Source organism: Methylobacillus sp. MM3, from assembly GCF_001645185.1.
Classification (GTDB): Bacteria; Pseudomonadota; Gammaproteobacteria; order Burkholderiales; family Methylophilaceae; genus MM2.
This window is the reverse complement of record NZ_LXTQ01000011.1, coordinates 429547-447835: the sequence shown is the minus strand read 5'-3', so window position 1 is coordinate 447835 and position 18289 is coordinate 429547. Positions and strand designations below refer to the sequence as shown.

Sequence of the window (18289 nt, the reverse complement as noted above, 5' to 3'; positions counted from 1 at the left end):
CTCATTGCTTCAACCTGCCACCTTCCAGATGCAGGCGGCGCCCGCAACGCTCGGCCAGCGTCGCATCATGCGTGACCAGCACCAGTGTCGTGCCCGACTCCGCATTCAGGCCGAATAGCAGATCGATGATGCGTTGCCCGGTAGCGGCATCGAGGTTACCGGTCGGCTCGTCGGCAAACAGAATCGATGGGCGCGGAGCGAAGGCACGAGCGATGGCAACGCGCTGCTGCTCGCCTCCCGATAGTTGACGCGGGTAATGCGTCAATCTTGGCGTCAATCCCACCCTTTCCAGCGCCGCACGCGCACGCTCGTCGGCATCGGCAACCCCGGCAAGCTCCAGCGGGAGCAGCACGTTTTCCAGAGCGGTCAGCGACGGGAGCAACTGAAACGACTGGAAAACAAATCCCATATGGCGGCCACGCAACGCGGCACGGCCATCTTCATCCAGCTGCGCCAGATCTTCACTGCGAAAAATAACGCGGCCGGCACTGGGAACATCCAGCCCCGCCAGCAGACCAAGCAAAGTGGACTTGCCTGAGCCCGAGGCGCCGAGAATGGCGACGGTTTCGCCCCCCAGCACGCGGCAGCTGAAATCCGAGAGGATCGCGAGTTCGCCTTCGCTGCTGGTAACATGCTTGCTCAAGCCAGTCGCTTCGATTTCGATATTTTCTTGAGAATCCGGAACCATGTTGCGTAGATTTTTCCTGTTGTTGATATTGAATTTTCCGCTGTGGGCTTTCGCCGCGCCGACCATCCTCGTATACGGCGACAGCCTGTCGGCTGCGTACGGTATCCCTAGAGACCAGGGATGGGTGGAATTGTTGCAGCAACGGCTGGTTGAGAAAGGCTACAGCCATCGCATCGCGAATGCCAGTGTTAGCGGCGAAACCACCAGCGGCGGCCTTTCGCGCTTCAACGACACGCTGCAGAAGACGCAACCGTCACTGGTCATTATCGAACTCGGCGCCAACGACGGCCTGCGCGGCCTTCCTGTCCCGGACATGAAACGCAACCTTGCTACCATGATCGAGGCCGCGCGCAAGCAGGATGCCAAGGTCATGCTGCTCGGCATGCGCATTCCGCCCAACTACGGCCCGGGTTATACGCGTGAATTCGCCAACACCTACCAACAACTGGCCCAGCAATACAAATTGCCCTTGCTGGAATTCTTTCTCGATGGGGTGGCCGGCAAGCGTCAGATGGTACAGGATGACGGACTGCATCCCACAGCCGAAGCGCAGCAGCACTTGCTGGATAACGTATGGGCAGTCCTGCATCCCATGCTGGGCAAGCCGGTCAGTCGCGCTTCCAGCAGATAATCCAACCCTCTTCGCCCTCGGCCGCCTGCAAATCGCAGGCGACACCGATGCCGGGCACTACCGCCAACCGGTCTGCCGCATAGATCAGCGGCAGGGATTGACGTTCCCAAGGCGGCATGCCGGCTTCCTGCAACAGATGCCGCAAACTGCGTGTCGGCCGCCGGCTATCCGGACGAAAGCGCTCGCCGCCCGAGCGCGAGCGGATTTCAAGTCTACCTGCAACGTGGTTGGCTGAGATGCCTTGTCCCACGGCGCATTCGAACGTCAGGGTTCCTCCGGGCAACTTCATCTCGGGTTCGCCCCGCCAGGTGCAATGCAAAGGCTGCGCGCCCGCATTTTTTTCGAATACCGCCATTTCGCGATAGCGCCTGACTTCACCGTCTTCCAGCACCACACGCAACTGCGCATCGGCTCGCGCGTTCAACAATTGCCGATGCACCTCCTGTAATCGACGGGTGCTGGGCGGCGCAGCGAGATGGCCGGCAAGCCAGTAGCGCAGCAGATTGCGTCCACGTGGGCCGGAAAGCACGCGCAGCCCGGCGATAGCCAGGCCGCCCTCTTTTATGTAGACAGCCGCATCCGCAGCCGCAACCTCGTCCAGCAGCTCGGCTGCTTCGGCGAAATGGCCGGCGCTGCGCGCCAGCGTCGTACGGCAGGCCGGGAAGCGCTTTTCGATTTCGGGAAAGACATGATGCCGCAGGAAATTGCGGTCGTACGCCAGATCGAGATTGCTTTCGTCTTCGATCCACTGCAAGCCGTGCGCGTTGGCATAGGCTTCCAGGGCGCTACGTGACACATCCAGCAAAGGCCGCAACATTGCGGGGCGACCGCTGGAAACCTGCGGCATGGCTGCCAACCCTTTCACGCCCGCACCGCGCAACAATTGCAATAGCAATGTTTCGGCCTGATCGTCCCGGTGATGTGCGAGTACGACGGCATCCGCGGGCTGTGCGAGCAATATGCGATAGCGCGCTTCGCGTGCGGCAGCCTCTATACCCAAACCGCTATCGCGAGGCACATGAACACACTCGGCCGAAAAAGCAACTTCACAAGACGCACACAAGGCGGCGCAGAACTCCGCCCAGTCATCAGCGTTGGGGCTGATGCCGTGATTGATATGTAGTGCGCGGAGTTGAAATGCATGGCGATTGCGCGCGCTCACCAATAGATGGAGCAGCACGCAGGAATCGAGACCGCCGGACAGGCCAAGGACGAGCGTCTGGCCGGTCTTGACGGTATCGTGAAGAAAGGACTCTAAACGTTCAGGCAGCTCACTTTGCCGTGGCTTCTTTGAACTTGCCATAGCTCATGAGTCGGTCGAGGCGGGCTTCGAGCAGGTTGGAAGTGGACTTCACCTGCAGCATGTGCAACTCGTCCTTGAGGGCGCGGCGCAAGGTTTGCATCATCACTTCCGGCTCGCGGTGCGCGCCGCCCAACGGTTCGGAGACGATGCGATCAACCAGGCCCAGCGTCTTCAGGCGGCCGGCGGTGATCGCCAGCGTTTCCGCGGCTTCCGGTGCCTTGTCGGCGCTCTTCCACAGGATGGAGGCGCAGCCTTCCGGCGAGATCACCGAATAAGTGGAATATTGCAGCATCATCAGATGATCGACCACGCCCAGTGCCAGCGCGCCGCCGGAACCGCCCTCACCGATGATGACGCCGATGATCGGGGTCTTGAGTTCGGCCATCACGTACAGGTTGCGTGCAATGGCTTCGGACTGGCCTCGCTCTTCCGCGCCGATGCCGGGATAGGCACCCGGAGTGTCGATCAGGGTAATAATCGGCAGCTTGAATTTTTCCGCCAGGCGGAACAGGCGCAATGCCTTGCGATAGCCTTCCGGGCGCGGCATGCCGAAATTGCGGTAGATTTTTTCCTTGGTGTCGCGGCCCTTCTGGTGGCCGATCACCATCACCGGCTGGCCTTCAAAACGCGCGATGCCGCCGACGATGGCCGGATCGTCCGAATAGGCGCGGTCGCCGTGCAACTCGTCGAAATCGGTAAACAGGCCGTTGATGTAGTCCAGCGCGTAGGGGCGTTGCGGATGGCGCGATACCTGCGAAATCTGCCACGCGCCAAGTTTGCTGTAGATGTCCTTGGTGAGCGTTTGGCTCTTTTGCTGCAGGCGGTCGATTTCGTCGGAAATATCCAGCGCAGAATCGTCCTGCACGTAGCGCAGTTCCTCGATTTTTGCCTCGAGCTCGGCAATGGGTTGTTCGAAGTCTAGGAAGCTTGTTTTCATAAATGTTCTCGTCTGCCGCGATCGGCTTGCAACAGGGGGCTAATGATACAGGATTTTGACGTTTTCTTCGGAAAGCCATGCACGCAGTCCGTGCAATAGCTCATCATGTAATTCGACGCGCCATTGATCGCCCAGCGCTAGCTCGCAATGCGCATTGGAATTGCGGTAATCGATCTGCACGCGGCAGCCGGGCGTGCTCTCGGTATCGCGGGATTTTCGATATGGCATCAGTAATTCGCCCAGCTTGCGCGCATCCGCCTGACCGTTGCAGGAAAGCCTGAGCAGGCTGGCGTAGGCGCTGCGGGCGGAAGCAATGTCGAACAATCGCCGCGCGTTGACACGCAAACCGCCGGTAAAGTCGTCATTGCTGACCTTGCCTTCGACGAACAACAACTGGTCTTCCTTCAAAAGCGCGGCACTCGACATCAACAGCTCGCTGCCGACGGCCACTTCAATTTGCGCGCTGGCATCGTCGATGGTGACGAACGCCATCTTGCCGCGGCCAGTCATGCGCGCGCGCAAGCCGACCACCACGCCGGCCAGCAGCTGCGGCTGATCCTGCGGCTTGAGCGCGGCGAGATTGTTGCGCACGAAAGCGGATAGCTCCTTGCGATAGGCCACATATGGATGGCCGCTGAAATAAAAGCCGAGCGCGGCTTTTTCCTGCTGGAGCTTTTCCTGTTCCGGCCAGCAAGGCACTTCGGGCAACTTGTGCTGACCGACCTCCGGCATGTCGCCGAACAGGCTGTTCTGCCCTGCCGCCGCCCCGCTCTGCTCGGCGGCTTCGATCGCCATGCCCACGCCTGCCAGCAAAGCGGCGCGGTTGGGTTCCAGTTTGTCGAATGCGCCGGCACGGATCAGCGATTCGATCACGCGGCGGTTGACCTTGCGCAGATCGAGACGCAGGCAAAAATCGAACAGATCCTTGAATGGCCCCTCGGCTCTGCGCGCAGCGAGTATGACTTCAATCGCCGACCAGCCCGTGCCCTTGATCGCACCCAGGCCGTACAGCACCTGCTTCTCGTTGAGCGGCTTGAAGCGGAATTCACTCTGGTTGATGTCCGGCGCCAGCACTTCCAGACCGTTGGCTATGCAGTCGTCATGGAAGATATGCACGCTGTCGGTGTTGTTCATGTCCGCCGACATGGTCGCAGCGAGGAAGGCCGCCGGATAATGCTTCTTGAGATAGGCCGTGTGATAGGCCACCAGCGCATAGGCTGCCGCATGCGACTTGTTGAAACCGTAGCTGGCGAATTTTTCCATCAGGTCGAACAGGAATTCGGCGTCGCGTGGCGCGGTGCCGTTCTTTTCGGCGCCCTCGACAAAAATCGCGCGCTGCTGTGCCATTTCCTCAGGCTTCTTCTTGCCCATCGCCCGACGCAGCATATCGGCGCCACCCAGGCTGTAGCCGGCGACCACCTGCGCGATCTGCATCACCTGTTCCTGGTACACCATGATGCCGTAGGTTTCACGGAGGATGGGTGCCGTCGCAGGGTGCGGGTATTCGACCTTCTGCAGGCCGTGCTTGCGGCGGCAGAAGTCGGGAATCAGGTCCATCGGGCCGGGACGGTAAAGCGCGACCAGCGCGATGATGTCCTCGAACACGTCCGGCTTGGCCTGCTTCAGCATGTCCTTCATGCCGCGGGATTCCAGCTGGAACACGGCGGTGGTATTCGCAGACTTCAGCAGATCGAAGGTCGGCTTGTCGTCCAGCGGCAGGGTTTCGAACGCCAGCGGCTCCAGCCCCTGCGCCGTGCGCTGCGCGTTGGTGCTCTCCAGCGCCATATCGAGGATGGTCAGTGTGCGCAGGCCAAGGAAGTCGAACTTGACCAGCCCGACCGCCTCCACGTCGTCCTTGTCGTACTGACTGACGACGCTTTCGCCACCCTGCTGGCAATAAACCGGCGAGTAGTCGGTGATTTTTCCGGGCGAGATCAGCACGCCGCCGGCGTGCATGCCGATGTTGCGGGTCAGGCCTTCAAGGCGCAGCGCCAGTTCCAGCAGCTCATTGACTTCTTCTTCCTTCTCGCGCCGTTCCTTGAGTTGCGGCTCTTTTTCCAGCGCGTCGGAGAGCGAGATGCCGAGTTCGTTGGGAATCAACTTGGCGATGCCATCGACGAAGTTGAACGGCAGATCGAGCACGCGGCCGACGTCGCGGATCACTGCCTTGGCCGCCATGGTACCGAAGGTGGCGATCTGCGAGACCGCCTCCAGTCCGTACTTGTGACGCACGTATTCGATGACGCGGTCGCGCCCGTCCATGCAGAAGTCGATGTCGAAGTCGGGCATGGATACCCGCTCCGGATTGAGGAAGCGCTCGAACAGCAATGCGTAGCGCAGCGGGTCGAGGTCGGTAATGCCGAGTGAATACGCGACCAGCGATCCCGCGCCGGAACCCCGGCCCGGACCGACCGGCACGCCGTTGTGCTTGGCCCAGTTGATGAAGTCCGCCACGATCAGGAAGTAGCCGGGGAAGCCCATCTGCACAATGATGCCGACTTCGAAATCGAGCCGCGCCTCATATTCCGCGCGCCTGGATTCGCGTACTTCCGGGTCCGGGTAGAGCACTTCCAGGCGGCGCTTCAGGCCTTCATGCGCCTGCACCGCAAGAAATTCGTCCAGACTCTCGCCGTTGGGCGTAGGAAATTGCGGCAGATAATTCTTGCCCAGCGTCAGCGACAGGTTGCAGCGCTTGGCGATTTCCACGCTGTTGGCAAGCGCTTCGGGGATATCCGAGAACAACTCGGCCATCTCGGCCTGGGTGCGGAAATACTGCTGCTCGGTAAAATGGCGCGGGCGGCGGCGGTCGGCCAGCACATAGCCTTCGGCGATGCAAACCCGCGCCTCGTGCGCCTTGTGATCGTCGCTATCCAGGAACTGGATCGGGTGCGTCGCCACGACGGGAAGATTCATCTCCGAGGCAAGATCAAGTGCACGGGCGATGCAGGCTTCCTGCTGCGGATGACCGGCGCGTTGCAATTCGATATAGAAACGGTTCGGAAACAGCCGCTGCCACTGCTTCGCCAGTTCCTGCGCAATGAGCGCATTGTCTTGCAGCAGCGCCTGGCCAATGTCTCCGGCCATTCCGCCGGAAAGCAGGATCAGCCCTTCGGTGCCTCCCTCGGAAAACCATTCCCGGCGAATTTCCGCGTGGCCGCGATGCTGATTTTCGAGGAAGGCCCTGGAAATCAGTTCGCAAAGACGCAAGTAGCCGGCATGGTTCTGGCAGAGCAGCAGCGCGCGATAAGGCTGGTCGCGATTGACTTCATTTTCGAGCCAGATATCCGCGCCGATCAAAGGCTTGACGCCCTTGCCGCGCGCGGCCTTGTAGAACTTGACTGCGCCGAACAGGTTGGAGAGGTCGGTAAGCGCCAGCGCCGGCATCTGGTCTTGCACGGCGCGTTTGACGTAATCGCCGATGCGCACCATGCCATCCACGACGGAATACTCGCTATGGCAGCGCAGGTGGATGAAAACAGGGTCGGACATAGGCCGGATTTTACCGCAAAACCGAGGCGGCTTCAGGGCAGAATCAGACGGAAACCGGCACCTTTAACGGTTGACAACTGCGGCAATCCTCCCGCCGTCCCAGGCACAGCCGGCAATCCAGCCGTGCCTGGAGTGTCCGAGTCACCCATGATTGTCAATCGCAAGCGGAAACTTGAACTATCACCAGAAATCCGCCGCCAACAGGCCCGATTCCGGATTTTATTCGGCAGGGCTTATTTCTTCAGTGCATGAATCGCCGGCAGGTTGCGCCACCATCCGTAGACATCCATGCCACAGCCGAAAACGTATCGGTCAGGCACCCTGAGGCCGACGAAATCCGCTTTTACCGGCTTTTCCCGGCCGGTTTCCTTTTCCGTCAGCACCGCGATCATCACGCGGGCAGCACCGGCTTCCAGGCACTTCTTGCGTACGGCGGCCAGGGTATGCCCCTCGTCCAGGATATCGTCCAGCAGCAGCAAGGTACGGCCGCGCACGTTTTCGCCCGGCGACATTTTCCAGACCACGTCCTGGCCTCCGGTCGTGCGATTATGATAGCGACTGGCCTGTACGTAATCGAATTCCAGAGGAAACCTGAGCAGTGGCAGCAATTGGCCGGCAAAGACTGTCGCACCGCTCATGACGCAGAGCACCAGTGGCTCGCTGCCCGCCATCGCGACCGATACCTCGGCCGCCAGCTTTTTAATGGCCGAAGCGACGTCCGCTTCGTTGAAAAGAATTTCGGATTGCTCCAGGATTTGCCGGGGAGAGGCTTGTGTCATGGCTGGCCTTTTGCGGCAAACTGGCCGAGATATGCAGTAAATTCCTGGCCGATGACCGGATGCCGCATCGCCAGTTCGACATTGGCTTTCATGTAACCCAACTTGCTGCCGCAATCGTAACGTTTTCCCTGGAATCGATAGGCAAGCACGCGTTCTTCGCGCATCAGCGAGGCAATGCCGTCAGTCAGCTGGATTTCGCCGCCCTTGCCGGGCTGCAGGTTTTCCAGGTGCTCGAATATCCTGGGAGTGAAAAGATAGCGTCCGACCACTGCAAGATTGGAAGGTGCATCTTCCGGCTGCGGTTTTTCGACAATACCGTTCACTTGCAACAGGCGCGGCGCAATGTCGGCAGCATCCACGATGCCATAGCTGGCAGTTTCGGAAGGAGCAACATCTTCCACTCCCAGAATCGAGCTTCTGTGCTGACGATACATCTCCATCATCTGGGCCATGGCGCCCGGCCTGCCGTCGATAAAATCGTCCGCCAGGATCACGGCGAAAGGCTCGGGCCCGACCACGGGACGGGCGCACAGCACCGCATGCCCCAGCCCCAGGGCCTCCGATTGGCGCATGTAAATGCAGTTCATGCCGCGCGGCAGCATGGATCGCAGCTCTTCGAGAGTCTGCATGCGCCCGCGCGCTTCGAGTTCGACTTCAAGTTCGTAGGCTTTGTCGAAATGATCCTCAATGGCGCGCTTGGTGCGGCCGGTGATAAAGATCATCTCGGTGATGCCGGCTTCGGCTGCCTCTTCCACGGCATATTGGATCAGCGGCTTGTCGACGATAGGCAGCATTTCCTTGGGGCTGGCCTTGGTGACCGGGAGAAAACGCGTTCCCAGTCCGGCGACAGGGAAGACGGCTTTGGTAGGCCTGTTCATTTTTTCTTTCTTGCTTAATGCAGGGTAACGGATGCGGGGGCGGTCACCGGCCGATTGGCGATGCCATTGACGTCACCGGCGTACTCTTCCACCCAGAGCTTGAGATCTTCCTTGACTGCGTGCTCGTCCATCGCAACAGCGGCGCTCACCCAGCGCAGCAGGCCCGAAACCCATTCCGCATCCGCCGTTCGCGCACGCGCAATGCGCAGTTTGGCGTGTGGCGTAGGCAGGCTTTGTTCGTCGTCAGCCAGCAGTTCTTCATAGAGCTTTTCGCCGGGACGCAAGCCGGTGTAGACAATCTTGATCTCGCCATCCTCGAAGCCGGAAAGACGGATCATTTCCTTCGCCAGATGTGCAATCTTGATGGGTTCGCCCATATCCAGCACAAAAATCTCGCCGCCCTTCCCCATCAGGCCGGCCTGCAAAACCAGCTGCGATGCTTCGGGGATAGACATGAAATAGCGCGTCACCTCCGGGTGCGTCACCGTTAACGGGCCGCCCTTGGCGATCTGCTCGCGGAACTTGGGGATGACGCTGCCGGAAGAGCCGAGCACATTGCCGAAACGCACCATCACGAAACGCGTTCCCAGCGGGTCTTGCAGGCCTTGGCAAACGAGTTCCGCCAGGCGCTTGCTTGCGCCCATCACATTGGTCGGGTTAACCGCCTTGTCCGTCGAGATCAGCACGACCTTCTCGACCCCGGCCGCCTTGCAGGCCGTCGCCAGGGTATGGGTCCCCACCACATTATTCGCCAGCGCCTCGCTGACATTGCCCCACTCCATCAGCGGCACATGCTTGTATGCCGCGGCATGGAACACCACCGACGGCCGGTAACGGTGCAGCACCCCCGAAACGCGTGAAGCATTCTTGACGTCGCCGATGACGCAGACGATGCGCAGTTGCGGAAGCGTTTCGCGGAACTCCTGCTCGAGGCGATAAAGCGCATACTCATTCAGCTCGAACAAGACCAGCATTTCAGGCTGATAGCGCGCGATCTGCCGGCAAAGTTCCGACCCGATGGACCCTCCCGCGCCAGTCACCATCACGACCTCACTGCCGATCAACTCATGCAAGCCTGCATCGTCCAGTTCGACCGGATCGCGTCCGAGGAGGTCTTCCACTTCCACCCGGCGTACCTGTGAGATGCTGACTCGGCCGCTGACCAGATCGTCGAACGAAGGCACCGTCAGGGTTTCGATACCGGCCGCGGCGCAGATATCGAGCGCGCGGCGTCGCTCCGCATGAGTGGCGGACGGCATCGCAATAATGACGTGCATGACGCCATTTCGTTGCGCCCACTCCGGCAATTCCTCCAGCGTGCCCAATACGCGCACGCCATGGATCTGCCGATCGCGGAAGGCGACTTGATCATCCAGCAAACCCACCACCTGCCAGTCATGATTACGCGCCAGCTCCTTGGTCAGCATCGCGGCGGCATCGCCCGCACCCATGATCAGCACCGGCTTGCCTTGTGCTTCCATCAAGCCATACAGGCGATGCTCTTTCCATGAGCGATACGCAAAACGGCTGCCGCCCATGAACAGCACCAACAGCAGAGGATCGAGCGCCAGCACGGAGCGCGGCACAACCACTTGGGTTTGCTGCATCATCAGCAATACCACGGGCACCATTAACGCACTGATGCCGACGGCGACCAGAATGCGTTTCAGGTCCGGCAGACTGGCGAAACGCCACATGCCGCGATAAAGACCAAACCGCCAGAAAATCAGGGCTTGAAGAGGAACGACCCAGAGCAGGGTCTGCAACATGTTATGAACGTAATTTTCGGGAATCGAAAAATTGAATCGCAACAGAAACGCCATGCTCCACGCAAACGCGGCCACGGCCACGTCGTGTCCGAACACCATCACGATTCTTGCATTTTTTATTCTGCGCATCCGATGAACTCCCCCGGTCAGATGCCGGGCATTATGCACGATTTGAACGACAAGTTTTAAAGTATGCCAGTAGCCGTAGCCATATGGGAAGCCCGAAAAGCGAGACCATGAAGAATCACCTAAATTTTTTAATGGGATGGATGGTTTTTGTTAAACTTCATGCATCGAGACGCCGGAGGGAGAGAATATGATCGTCAAGGCGGGAGAAATCTACGGCAAGCGCCGTGCCGGCAAGCTCAGCATGTACAACGTGCTCAAGGTCACCAAGAAAACCGTGACCTTGCAAAATATTGACAACCCGCTCAGCCTGTTCGAAACCACCGTCGAAAAACTGCAGCAATCCGGCTACGAGCTCATCAGCGAAACGCCGTTCATCGATACCAGCAACCACGGGAAAAAGCGCAAGGCCGTGCGCCGCCCCAGCCGCTGCCCTTATACCCTGGATTTTCTCGAAGGCCGCGCCGACTGCGAGAAACCGCAGCTGCCTTCCACCTGACCATCAACCGGCAAGCCCGTTCGGCCTGCCGTTATTTAATTATGCCGGACCGGCAAACAGGTCATGCTCGTCGGCATCGGTAATCGTTACTTCGACCAGATCGCCCGGAATCAGACCTGCGCCACCTTCCAGATATACCACGCCATCGATTTCCGGTGCATCCGCAGCGCTTCGGCCGACTGCATTTTCTTCATCCACAGCATCCACCAGCACCAGCATGGTCTGGCCGATTTTCTGCTGCAGCTTCTCGGCGCTGATGCCAGCCTGCAGCTCCATGAAACGTGCTAGCCGCTCCTGCTTGACCTCTTCCGGCACCGCGCCCGGCAACGCGTTGGCTGTCGCGCCCTCCACCGGCGAATAGGCAAAGCAACCGACGCGATCCAGCTGCGCTTCCTGCATGAAATCCAGCAATTGCACGAAATCGTCTTCGGTCTCGCCCGGGAAACCTACGATGAAAGTACTGCGGATGGTGATGTCCGGGCACACATCACGCCAGGCGCGGATGCGCGCCAGATTGTTCTCGCTGCTGGCGGGACGCTTCATCGCCTTGAGGATGCGCGGGCTGGCGTGCTGGAAAGGCACATCGAGGTAAGGCAGAATCTTGCCATCCGCCATCAGGGGGATCACTTCGTCCACATGCGGATACGGGTAGACGTAATGCAGGCGCACCCATACATCCAGGTCCGAAAGCGCATTGGCGAGCTCGGTCATGCGCGTCTTCACCGGTCGCCCGCCCCAGAAGCCAGTACGGTATTTCACGTCCACGCCATAGGCTGACGTATCCTGCGAAATCACCAGCAGTTCGCGCACACCTGAATTCACCAGGTTTTCCGCTTCCTGCATCACTTCGCCTATCGGGCGGCTCACCAGATCGCCGCGCATGCTGGGGATAATGCAGAACGTGCAGCGGTGATTGCAGCCTTCGGAAATCTTCAGATAGGCGTAATGCTGCGGAGTAAGCCGGATACCCTGCGGCGGCACCAGGTCGGTGTAGGGGTCGTGCGGCTTGGGGCTGTGCGTGTGCACTGCCTCCATCACCTCTTCCAGTGCATGCGGACCGGTAACGGCCAGCACGCTCGGATGCGCGTTGCGCACCACATCACCCTTGGCGCCGAGGCAGCCGGTCACGATCACCTTGCCGTTTTCGGCCAGCGCTTCGCCTATGGCATCCAGCGACTCTTCCACGGCCGAGTCGATGAAACCGCAGGTATTGACCACCACCAGGTCGGCATCCTGATAACTACCAGAAATTTCGTAGCCTTCGGCACGCAATTGAGTGAGGATGCGCTCGGCATCGGAAGAAGCCTTGGGGCAACCAAGAGAAACGAAGCCGACTTGGGGAATGTGTTTGGACATGACTACAACCGCATGGAAATTGGCGGATTATACAGGCACTTAGCGAACTGGCCCAATCGGACCATCGAGCAAGCGGGTTGATACGTTATAATTTCCGCATTCGTTTCGAAACCCAGCCTCAGGGCATATAGATAATTGAGCGACTCTTCCAATACGGTTTTGCGAAACGCAAATCTCTCTCTTCCAGCGCTATTCGGTGCAACAGAATCGTCACTGCAACATACGCTCGGTGCTATCTGCTTTGCAGAGCGCACGGACCAGACCTGCCCGGCCGCAGATAATCCCTTCCTGCATGTCGCCATGCCGATTCTGGATGGCGAGCCTGTGTGTGAGTTATGGCTCGGCGATGGCATAAACGCCACAGTGAAACAAGGCGGGGTACGTTATCGGCGTAGCGAAAACCTGCTGTTCGGCGTTATCGAGCTGAATGAAGCCGATACCGATCCGATACCCCTGCAACAGGCCACCGAATCCGCATATCGACAGATATTTGCGCTGCTGGACGAACTCGAACTTCCGTTCGTTTATCGTTTCTGGAATTACATGGCGGACATCAATGTCGTCAGCCACGGACTGGAACGCTACCGGCAGTTCAACCTCGGCCGCCAGGATGCATTCCTGGCCTGCGCACGCGATGTGGTCGGCGAGCTCCCGTCCGCGTGCGCGCTGGGCACGGCTGAAGGCCCGTTGCAAATCGCCTTTCTCGCCGGCAGCACTGCTTCGCTCGCCATCGAAAACCCGCGCCAGGTCAATGCCTACGCCTACCCTGAAGACTACGGTCCGCGCAGTCCGACCTTTTCCCGCGCCAGCTTGTTGCGGCTTCCCGAAAGCGAAGTGCTTTTCATTTCCGGCACGGCCAGCATCGTCGGGCATCGCACCCTGCATTCGGACGATGTATCTGGCCAGACGCGAGAAACGCTGGCTAATATCGAAGCCGTCATACTTGAAGCCAACAGGGTGATGCATCATCGCTGGTTCGACCCCTCGCAGCTTTTTTATCGGGTCTACGTGCGCCATGCTGCCGACATAGAGATTATCCGCAATGAGTTGCGCCGTCTCACCGGAAACCATGCCAATGCGGTATTCCTGCAAGCCGATATCTGTCGCGACGATTTGCTGCTTGAAATCGAAACCACGGCTTTTTCCTGTGATCGCAAAAACACGGACAGGCAATGAGTGCCGCAATACGTCTGCTGGTGGGAATATACGATTACCTGCTGCTCTACCTCGGTCTCGCCTGGCTGGGTTTACTGTGCCTGGGCTGGACGCTGATCGCCACCGTGTTGCAGCCGCTGATGCCGCGACGCCCGGCCCTCGCGCTTGGCCGCTTCGTCATCATGGCCGGTTTCCGCATTTATCTCGCCAGCCTCAAGCTTTCGCAGCGCTGCCGCTTCGACCTGAGCGCGCTCGATGCCTTGCGCAACGACGGGCCGCTGATTATTGCCCCCAACCACCCCGGTCTGCTCGATGCGGTGATGATCATCTCACGCCTGCCCAATGTCTGCTGCGTGATGAAGGCGGAATTGATGAACAATGTATTCTTGGGAGCCGGCGCGCGCCTGGCAGGATATATCCGCAATGAATCGGTGCATCGCATGGTGCTGCAGGCCTGCGAAGACTTTAAAAACGGCAGCCATCTGCTGCTGTTTCCGGAGGGCACCCGCACCACGCGCCATCCCGTCAACACGCTGACCGGCAGCGCGGGGCTGATTGCCCGCCAGGCCGGCGTTCCGGTGCAAACTGTCATCATCGAGGCCAACACGCCCTTCCTGAGCAAGGGCTGGCCCTTGTTCCGCAAACCGACCATGCCGCTGCATTTTCGCGTACGCCTAGGCCGCCGTTTCGACCCGCCACAAAACATCCGCCTGTTCACAACCGAACTTGAGCAGTACTTTGCAGAAGAACTCGCGCAGCCATGCTAGCCTCCACCACGCATCTCGTCCTCATCCCCAGCTACAACCCCGGCCCCAAGGTCTATGACACCGTACGCGCGGCACGCCGTTTCTGGAATCCGGTATGGGTCGTGATCGACGGCAGTACCGATGAGTCTGTGGCAGGTCTGAAGGCCATGGCCAGGGAGGACGCAAACCTGCGTGTCATACATTTGCCGCAAAACGTCGGCAAAGGCGCAGCCGTATTGCACGGACTGGATATTGCGGCGGCAGCCGGTTACTCGTACGTATTGACGATGGACTCCGACGGTCAGCATCCGGCCGACCTGATTCCCGTGTTCATGGCCGAATCAATCAAGCAGCCCGACGCGATGATACTGGGCATGCCGGTTTTCGACGCCAGCGCCCCCAGCATTCGTATCAAGGGCCGCAAAATCTCCAACTGGTGGGCCAATCTGGAAACGCTGTGGGCAGGCATAGGCGATTCGCTCTTCGGCTTTCGCGTTTACCCCATCGCACCGTTGAGAATAATCATGCGCCGCCACCCCTGGATGCGCCGTTTCGACTTCGACCCCGAAGCCGTAGTGCGGCTAAGCTGGCGCGGCGTAAAGGCAGTCAATATCCCGGCACCGGTGCGCTACTTCGGCGCAGAGGAAGGCGGCGTATCGCATTTCAATTACCTGCGCGACAACGTGCTGCTGACGTGGATGCATACGCGGTTGTTTTTGGGTTTTGCACTACGCCTGCCCCTTTTGATCAAGCGACGGCTAGCAGGGCGCTAAAGCATCCCGCCATTGATCGAAATCACCTGCCCCGAAATATAGGCAGCTTCATCCGACGCAAGGTATGCAACCAGGCTGGCGACCTCCCCCGGCTTACCCGCGCGCTTCATGGGCACCATCTGCTTGATCATCCCGGGGTCGAATGTTCCCTCGGTCATTGCAGTTTCGATTATCCCCGGCGCAACGGCGTTGACGGTGATTCCGCGACTGGCCACCTCCTGCGACAAGGACTTGGTGGCGGCATTGAGCGCGCCCTTGGCGGCGGAGTAATTGGTCTGGCCGCGATTGCCGGCGATGCCGGAGATGGAGGAGATATTGATGATGCGCCCCCAGCGGCTGCGTATCATGGGCATCATCAGGGGTTGGGTGACATTGAAAAATCCGTTCACGGAGACGTCGATGACGCGGTGCCATTGGTCGGGGCGCATGCCGGGAAAAACGGCGTCGTCATGGATGCCTGCGTTGTTGACAAGGATCTGGATCGGCGCGTCTTCGATCAGCGGGAGCAAGGCGGCACTGACAGCGGCGCTGTCGGTGACATCGAAACTTATCGCTTCGGCGCTGCCACCCGTGGCGCGGATTCCCTCAACCAGTTCTTGTGCAGCGTCCACGCCGCGATTGGCATGCACGTACACATGGCAGCCGTCGGCAGCAAGACGGCGGCAAATGGCGGCGCCGATACCCCCGCTGCCCCCGGTGACAAGCGCTTTCTTCATTTCATGCTCCCTGCATTCGGTAACAGCGCGTCGGCATTGATCACCACTGCCGCGCGACCTTCCAGCAGCAACCGGTCGGCCGCACTGACGCTGAACTGGTAAAGAATGTTGTTTTCGTTGCTCATGATGCGGCTGGCCTGCACCGTCAAGTCTTCGGAAATATCGTCCAGCCGTACCACATGGACTTGCACGCCACGCACGCTGACGAGGAATCCCGCTTTCGGCGCGGCATTGTCGGGCGGGGCCAGCAAGGCGCCATGCACGGCCATCGCCTGCGCGGCATACTCGACGCCGCAGGCGGCGCCCAGCCGGCCATGAGCGCGCAAGGGGTTGTCCTCCGCGCGATGGCTGCTGGCGCGGCATTGGATGTTTTCCTCATCCCAGCTTTCCACGCCGTCGAGCAAACACATGCTGCCCTGATGAGGAATGCGGCTGGCGATCCAGTTGCGGTCTAACACGGGCTGACTTCCACGGCGATGCGGGTTTCTTCCAGGTAGTCGAGCACCACATGAGCGCTTTCGCCAACGGCTATCGCATGCAACAACGGCAAACCGCGAGCGGCCGGAATACTGAGGCGCAGCTTTTCCAGCCCGCCATCAGCGAAACGATCTACAGGTCCGTCGCTGAGCGTCACGCTGATACGCGCCACAGCCTGCGGCGTATGCTCGGGTGCCAGCACCAATGAAATTCCCAGTAGATCGCTCAAAGGCCGTACGCTGAAAACCGGTTCGGGGTAGTCGGTGTCGCCAGCGATCAGGATGCAGCGGTTGCCATCTACCGCGACCTGCACCATTGCTTCCAGCAATCCCGCCCCGAAACTGGCATCGAAAGCGCACAGCACCGCGGACGATGCCATCGCGCCGGTGGCGATGCTCCAATAGCCGGAAGCGGCGTTATGCACTGAGTTGTGAAAACGCGTCGGCGAGACCTGCCGATCATCGGAAGCCAGCATTTCGCAAATCGTATGGCAGTTGTGGCCATCGCCGTGCGAGGCGGTAAAGACGCTGGGCAAATTGCTCGCTTCCACCCCGGCGGTGGCCATCGCTTCCGTCGAGGTCGCCAGCGCCAATTTGACGATTTCGCCGCAGCGGCGGCGTTCTGCGGGCGGCAGCAGCACAGGCGGCGGAATCACGGTTTTCTGCGGCTGATAGGCTTGCCGGCCGGCAAGAATCTCACGCCCTTCGGACCAACCGGACAGACCGGGACCGAGCAGGCCGATGCCTTCGATGTAAGCAATCAGCGATGTCATCGCGCGGCCCTCCCGAAAATCAGGCTGCAATTCGTGCCGCCGAACCCGAAGGAATTGCTGATGACGCTCGCCACCGGCTGTTCGCGGTTTTCCAGCAGGTAATTCAGCCCGGCTTCGGGGTCGATCTGCGTCGTATTGAGTCCGCCGGGCAGCAGGCCATGCCGCAGCGCCAGCAGGCTGATCACCGCCTCGACGCCGCCTGCCGCGCCCAGCGTATGACCGGTCGCGCCCTTGGTGGAACTGCAAGGCGTGGCAGTACCGAATACCGCCCTTACCGCCTTGCTCTCCGCGGTATCGTTGCTCGGCGTTGCAGTGCCATGCAGGTTGATGTAGTCGATGTCGCTCGGTGCCAGGCCGGCCGTTGTCAGGGCCTGCTCCATCGCGATACGTGCGCCCAAGCCTTCGGGATGCGGCGAGGACATGTGATAGGCATCGCTCGATTCGCCGATACCGAGCAAGAACAAATCATCGGGTTCTGGATGCTGCGGTGCACGCTCCAGCAACGCGAACGCTGCCGCCTCGCCAATGGAGATGCCGTCGCGGGCTGCGTCGAACGGGCGGCAAGCCTGCGTGGAAAGCAGTTGCAGCGAATTGAAACCGTACAATGTCGTGAGGCACAGCGTATCCACCCCGCCGACCACGGCAGCGTCGATCAGCCCGGCCTCTATCATGCGACGTGCCGAACCGAAGACCTTGGCACTGGACGAACAGGCCGACGAAATCGCCACGGCCGGGCCGTGCAAGCCGAAATAGTGGCGGGTGAAATCGGCGACTGAAAAGGTATTCTGCGTTTTGCTGTAATGAAAATCGGCGGGCAGTGCGCCGGTTTCCGGATCGCGCCGGCGATAGGCCAGCTCCGTCTCAAGGATGCCGGAGGTGCTGGTGCCGACGAATACGCCGACACGGTCATCGCCGTAACGTTCGATAGCCGTCCGCACCGCTTCGGCAAAACCGTCCTGTTCCAATCCCAGCTGAGCCAGACGATTGTTGCGGCAATCGAAATCTTTCATCTCAGCGGGCAGTGCAACGTCATCCACGTCGGCGACCTCACCGATGAAAGTAGACAAATCCACAGTATCGAAATCGCACGGTTTCAGGCCGGGAGTGCGCTGGCGCAGTGCTGCCAGCGTTTCATCCAGTCCGCGTCCAATGCTGCTCGTGGCGGTGAAGTGAGAGATAAGTAATGGATTCAAAG

Annotated in this window: 17 protein-coding genes; 5 read left to right on the top strand and 12 right to left on the bottom strand. The window is 59.9% G+C overall.

The annotated features are described in order from the left end of the window. Window position 1 precedes the first annotated feature (1 nt). Complete coding sequence (locus A7976_RS06430; protein ID WP_067108851.1) at window positions 2-688, bottom strand: ABC transporter ATP-binding protein; 687 nt, start codon at window positions 686-688, stop codon at window positions 2-4. Here A7976_RS06430 and A7976_RS06425 point away from each other — a divergent pair. Beyond that, window positions 687-1319 (top strand): arylesterase, encoded by a 633-nt coding sequence (locus tag A7976_RS06425; protein ID WP_067108849.1) that lies wholly within the window; start codon window positions 687-689, stop codon window positions 1317-1319. The two genes, A7976_RS06430 and A7976_RS06425, sit on opposite strands and share 2 nt — an antisense overlap. On the opposite strand, the gene tilS is transcribed toward A7976_RS06425, so the two are convergent. From tilS to A7976_RS06395, 6 genes are all read right to left on the bottom strand, one after another. After that, window positions 1297-2622, bottom strand: coding sequence for a tRNA lysidine(34) synthetase TilS (gene tilS, locus A7976_RS06420; protein WP_067108846.1), 1326 nt, complete (start codon window positions 2620-2622; stop codon window positions 1297-1299). The genes A7976_RS06425 and tilS overlap by 23 nt on opposite strands. Then, window positions 2591-3559 (bottom strand): acetyl-CoA carboxylase carboxyltransferase subunit alpha, encoded by a 969-nt coding sequence (locus tag A7976_RS06415; protein WP_067108843.1) that lies wholly within the window; start codon window positions 3557-3559, stop codon window positions 2591-2593. The genes tilS and A7976_RS06415 overlap by 32 nt, the downstream gene beginning before the upstream one ends. Window positions 3560-3598: 39 nt before the next feature. After that, window positions 3599-7048, bottom strand: coding sequence for a DNA polymerase III subunit alpha (dnaE, locus tag A7976_RS06410; RefSeq protein ID WP_067108840.1), 3450 nt, complete (start codon window positions 7046-7048; stop codon window positions 3599-3601). 233 nt (window positions 7049-7281) lie between these two features. Beyond that, window positions 7282-7827: a hypoxanthine-guanine phosphoribosyltransferase gene (locus A7976_RS06405; protein ID WP_067108835.1), complete on the bottom strand. Its 546-nt coding sequence runs from the start codon at window positions 7825-7827 to the stop codon at window positions 7282-7284. After that, window positions 7824-8705 carry a UTP--glucose-1-phosphate uridylyltransferase GalU gene (gene galU, locus A7976_RS06400; protein ID WP_067108831.1) on the bottom strand — a complete coding sequence of 294 codons (882 nt, stop codon included), beginning with the start codon at window positions 8703-8705 and terminating at the stop codon, window positions 7824-7826. The genes A7976_RS06405 and galU overlap by 4 nt, the downstream gene beginning before the upstream one ends. Before the next feature lie 14 nt (window positions 8706-8719). Next, complete coding sequence (locus A7976_RS06395; RefSeq protein ID WP_067108819.1) at window positions 8720-10603, bottom strand: nucleoside-diphosphate sugar epimerase/dehydratase; 1884 nt, start codon at window positions 10601-10603, stop codon at window positions 8720-8722. A 187-nt stretch (window positions 10604-10790) separates the two neighbouring features. On the opposite strand from A7976_RS06395, the gene A7976_RS06390 reads away from it, so the two are divergent. Continuing rightward, entirely contained in the window at window positions 10791-11099 is a 309-nt protein-coding gene (locus A7976_RS06390) for a hypothetical protein (protein ID WP_067108817.1), read from the top strand. A 39-nt stretch (window positions 11100-11138) separates the two neighbouring features. On the opposite strand, the gene rimO is transcribed toward A7976_RS06390, so the two are convergent. Then, a complete protein-coding gene (gene rimO, locus A7976_RS06385) occupies window positions 11139-12455 on the bottom strand; it encodes a 30S ribosomal protein S12 methylthiotransferase RimO (protein ID WP_067108811.1) in 1317 nt (438 codons plus the stop codon). A gap of 135 nt (window positions 12456-12590) precedes the next feature. Here rimO and A7976_RS06380 point away from each other — a divergent pair, with 135 nt between their 5' ends. From A7976_RS06380 to A7976_RS06370, 3 genes are read left to right on the top strand one after another with little or no spacing between them, the layout of a single operon-like run. Then, window positions 12591-13631: a hypothetical protein gene (locus tag A7976_RS06380; RefSeq protein WP_240483813.1), complete on the top strand. Its 1041-nt coding sequence runs from the start codon at window positions 12591-12593 to the stop codon at window positions 13629-13631. Continuing rightward, complete coding sequence (locus tag A7976_RS06375) at window positions 13628-14377, top strand: 1-acyl-sn-glycerol-3-phosphate acyltransferase (RefSeq protein ID WP_067108808.1); 750 nt, start codon at window positions 13628-13630, stop codon at window positions 14375-14377. The genes A7976_RS06380 and A7976_RS06375 overlap by 4 nt, the downstream gene beginning before the upstream one ends. Beyond that, window positions 14371-15129 (top strand): glycosyltransferase family 2 protein, encoded by a 759-nt coding sequence (locus A7976_RS06370; RefSeq protein WP_067108806.1) that lies wholly within the window; start codon window positions 14371-14373, stop codon window positions 15127-15129. The genes A7976_RS06375 and A7976_RS06370 overlap by 7 nt, the downstream gene beginning before the upstream one ends. Here A7976_RS06370 and fabG read toward each other — a convergent pair. From fabG to A7976_RS06350, 4 genes are read right to left on the bottom strand one after another with little or no spacing between them, the layout of a single operon-like run. Next, window positions 15126-15845 carry a 3-oxoacyl-ACP reductase FabG gene (fabG, locus tag A7976_RS06365; RefSeq protein ID WP_067108801.1) on the bottom strand — a complete coding sequence of 240 codons (720 nt, stop codon included), beginning with the start codon at window positions 15843-15845 and terminating at the stop codon, window positions 15126-15128. The genes A7976_RS06370 and fabG overlap by 4 nt on opposite strands. Continuing rightward, window positions 15842-16303 (bottom strand): 3-hydroxylacyl-ACP dehydratase, encoded by a 462-nt coding sequence (locus tag A7976_RS06360; RefSeq protein ID WP_371440606.1) that lies wholly within the window; start codon window positions 16301-16303, stop codon window positions 15842-15844. Before A7976_RS06360 ends, fabG begins: the two co-directional genes overlap by 4 nt. Beyond that, window positions 16297-17094, bottom strand: a complete 798-nt coding sequence (locus A7976_RS06355) for a beta-ketoacyl synthase chain length factor (RefSeq protein WP_067108799.1) — start codon at window positions 17092-17094, stop codon at window positions 16297-16299. Before A7976_RS06355 ends, A7976_RS06360 begins: the two co-directional genes overlap by 7 nt. Further along, window positions 17091-18287, bottom strand: coding sequence for a beta-ketoacyl-[acyl-carrier-protein] synthase family protein (locus A7976_RS06350; protein WP_067108797.1), 1197 nt, complete (start codon window positions 18285-18287; stop codon window positions 17091-17093). The genes A7976_RS06355 and A7976_RS06350 overlap by 4 nt, the downstream gene beginning before the upstream one ends. Window positions 18288-18289 lie beyond the last annotated feature (2 nt).

Coding starts and splice junctions, on each gene's coding strand:
- tilS (WP_067108846.1), bottom strand. CDS start 2,622: ATGGCAAGTTCAAAGAAGCCACGGCAAAGTGAGCTGCCTGAACGTTTA.
- galU (WP_067108831.1), bottom strand. CDS start 8,705: ATGAACAGGCCTACCAAAGCCGTCTTCCCTGTCGCCGGACTGGGAACG.
- A7976_RS06405 (WP_067108835.1), bottom strand. CDS start 7,827: ATGACACAAGCCTCTCCCCGGCAAATCCTGGAGCAATCCGAAATTCTT.
- fabG (WP_067108801.1), bottom strand. CDS start 15,845: ATGAAGAAAGCGCTTGTCACCGGGGGCAGCGGGGGTATCGGCGCCGCC.
- A7976_RS06415 (WP_067108843.1), bottom strand. CDS start 3,559: ATGAAAACAAGCTTCCTAGACTTCGAACAACCCATTGCCGAGCTCGAG.
- A7976_RS06370 (WP_067108806.1), top strand. CDS start 14,371: ATGCTAGCCTCCACCACGCATCTCGTCCTCATCCCCAGCTACAACCCC.
- dnaE (WP_067108840.1), bottom strand. CDS start 7,048: ATGTCCGACCCTGTTTTCATCCACCTGCGCTGCCATAGCGAGTATTCC.
- A7976_RS06375 (WP_067108808.1), top strand. CDS start 13,628: ATGAGTGCCGCAATACGTCTGCTGGTGGGAATATACGATTACCTGCTG.
- A7976_RS06395 (WP_067108819.1), bottom strand. CDS start 10,603: ATGCGCAGAATAAAAAATGCAAGAATCGTGATGGTGTTCGGACACGAC.
- A7976_RS06390 (WP_067108817.1), top strand. CDS start 10,791: ATGATCGTCAAGGCGGGAGAAATCTACGGCAAGCGCCGTGCCGGCAAG.
- A7976_RS06355 (WP_067108799.1), bottom strand. CDS start 17,094: ATGACATCGCTGATTGCTTACATCGAAGGCATCGGCCTGCTCGGTCCC.
- rimO (WP_067108811.1), bottom strand. CDS start 12,455: ATGTCCAAACACATTCCCCAAGTCGGCTTCGTTTCTCTTGGTTGCCCC.
- A7976_RS06430 (WP_067108851.1), bottom strand. CDS start 688: ATGGTTCCGGATTCTCAAGAAAATATCGAAATCGAAGCGACTGGCTTG.
- A7976_RS06425 (WP_067108849.1), top strand. CDS start 687: ATGTTGCGTAGATTTTTCCTGTTGTTGATATTGAATTTTCCGCTGTGG.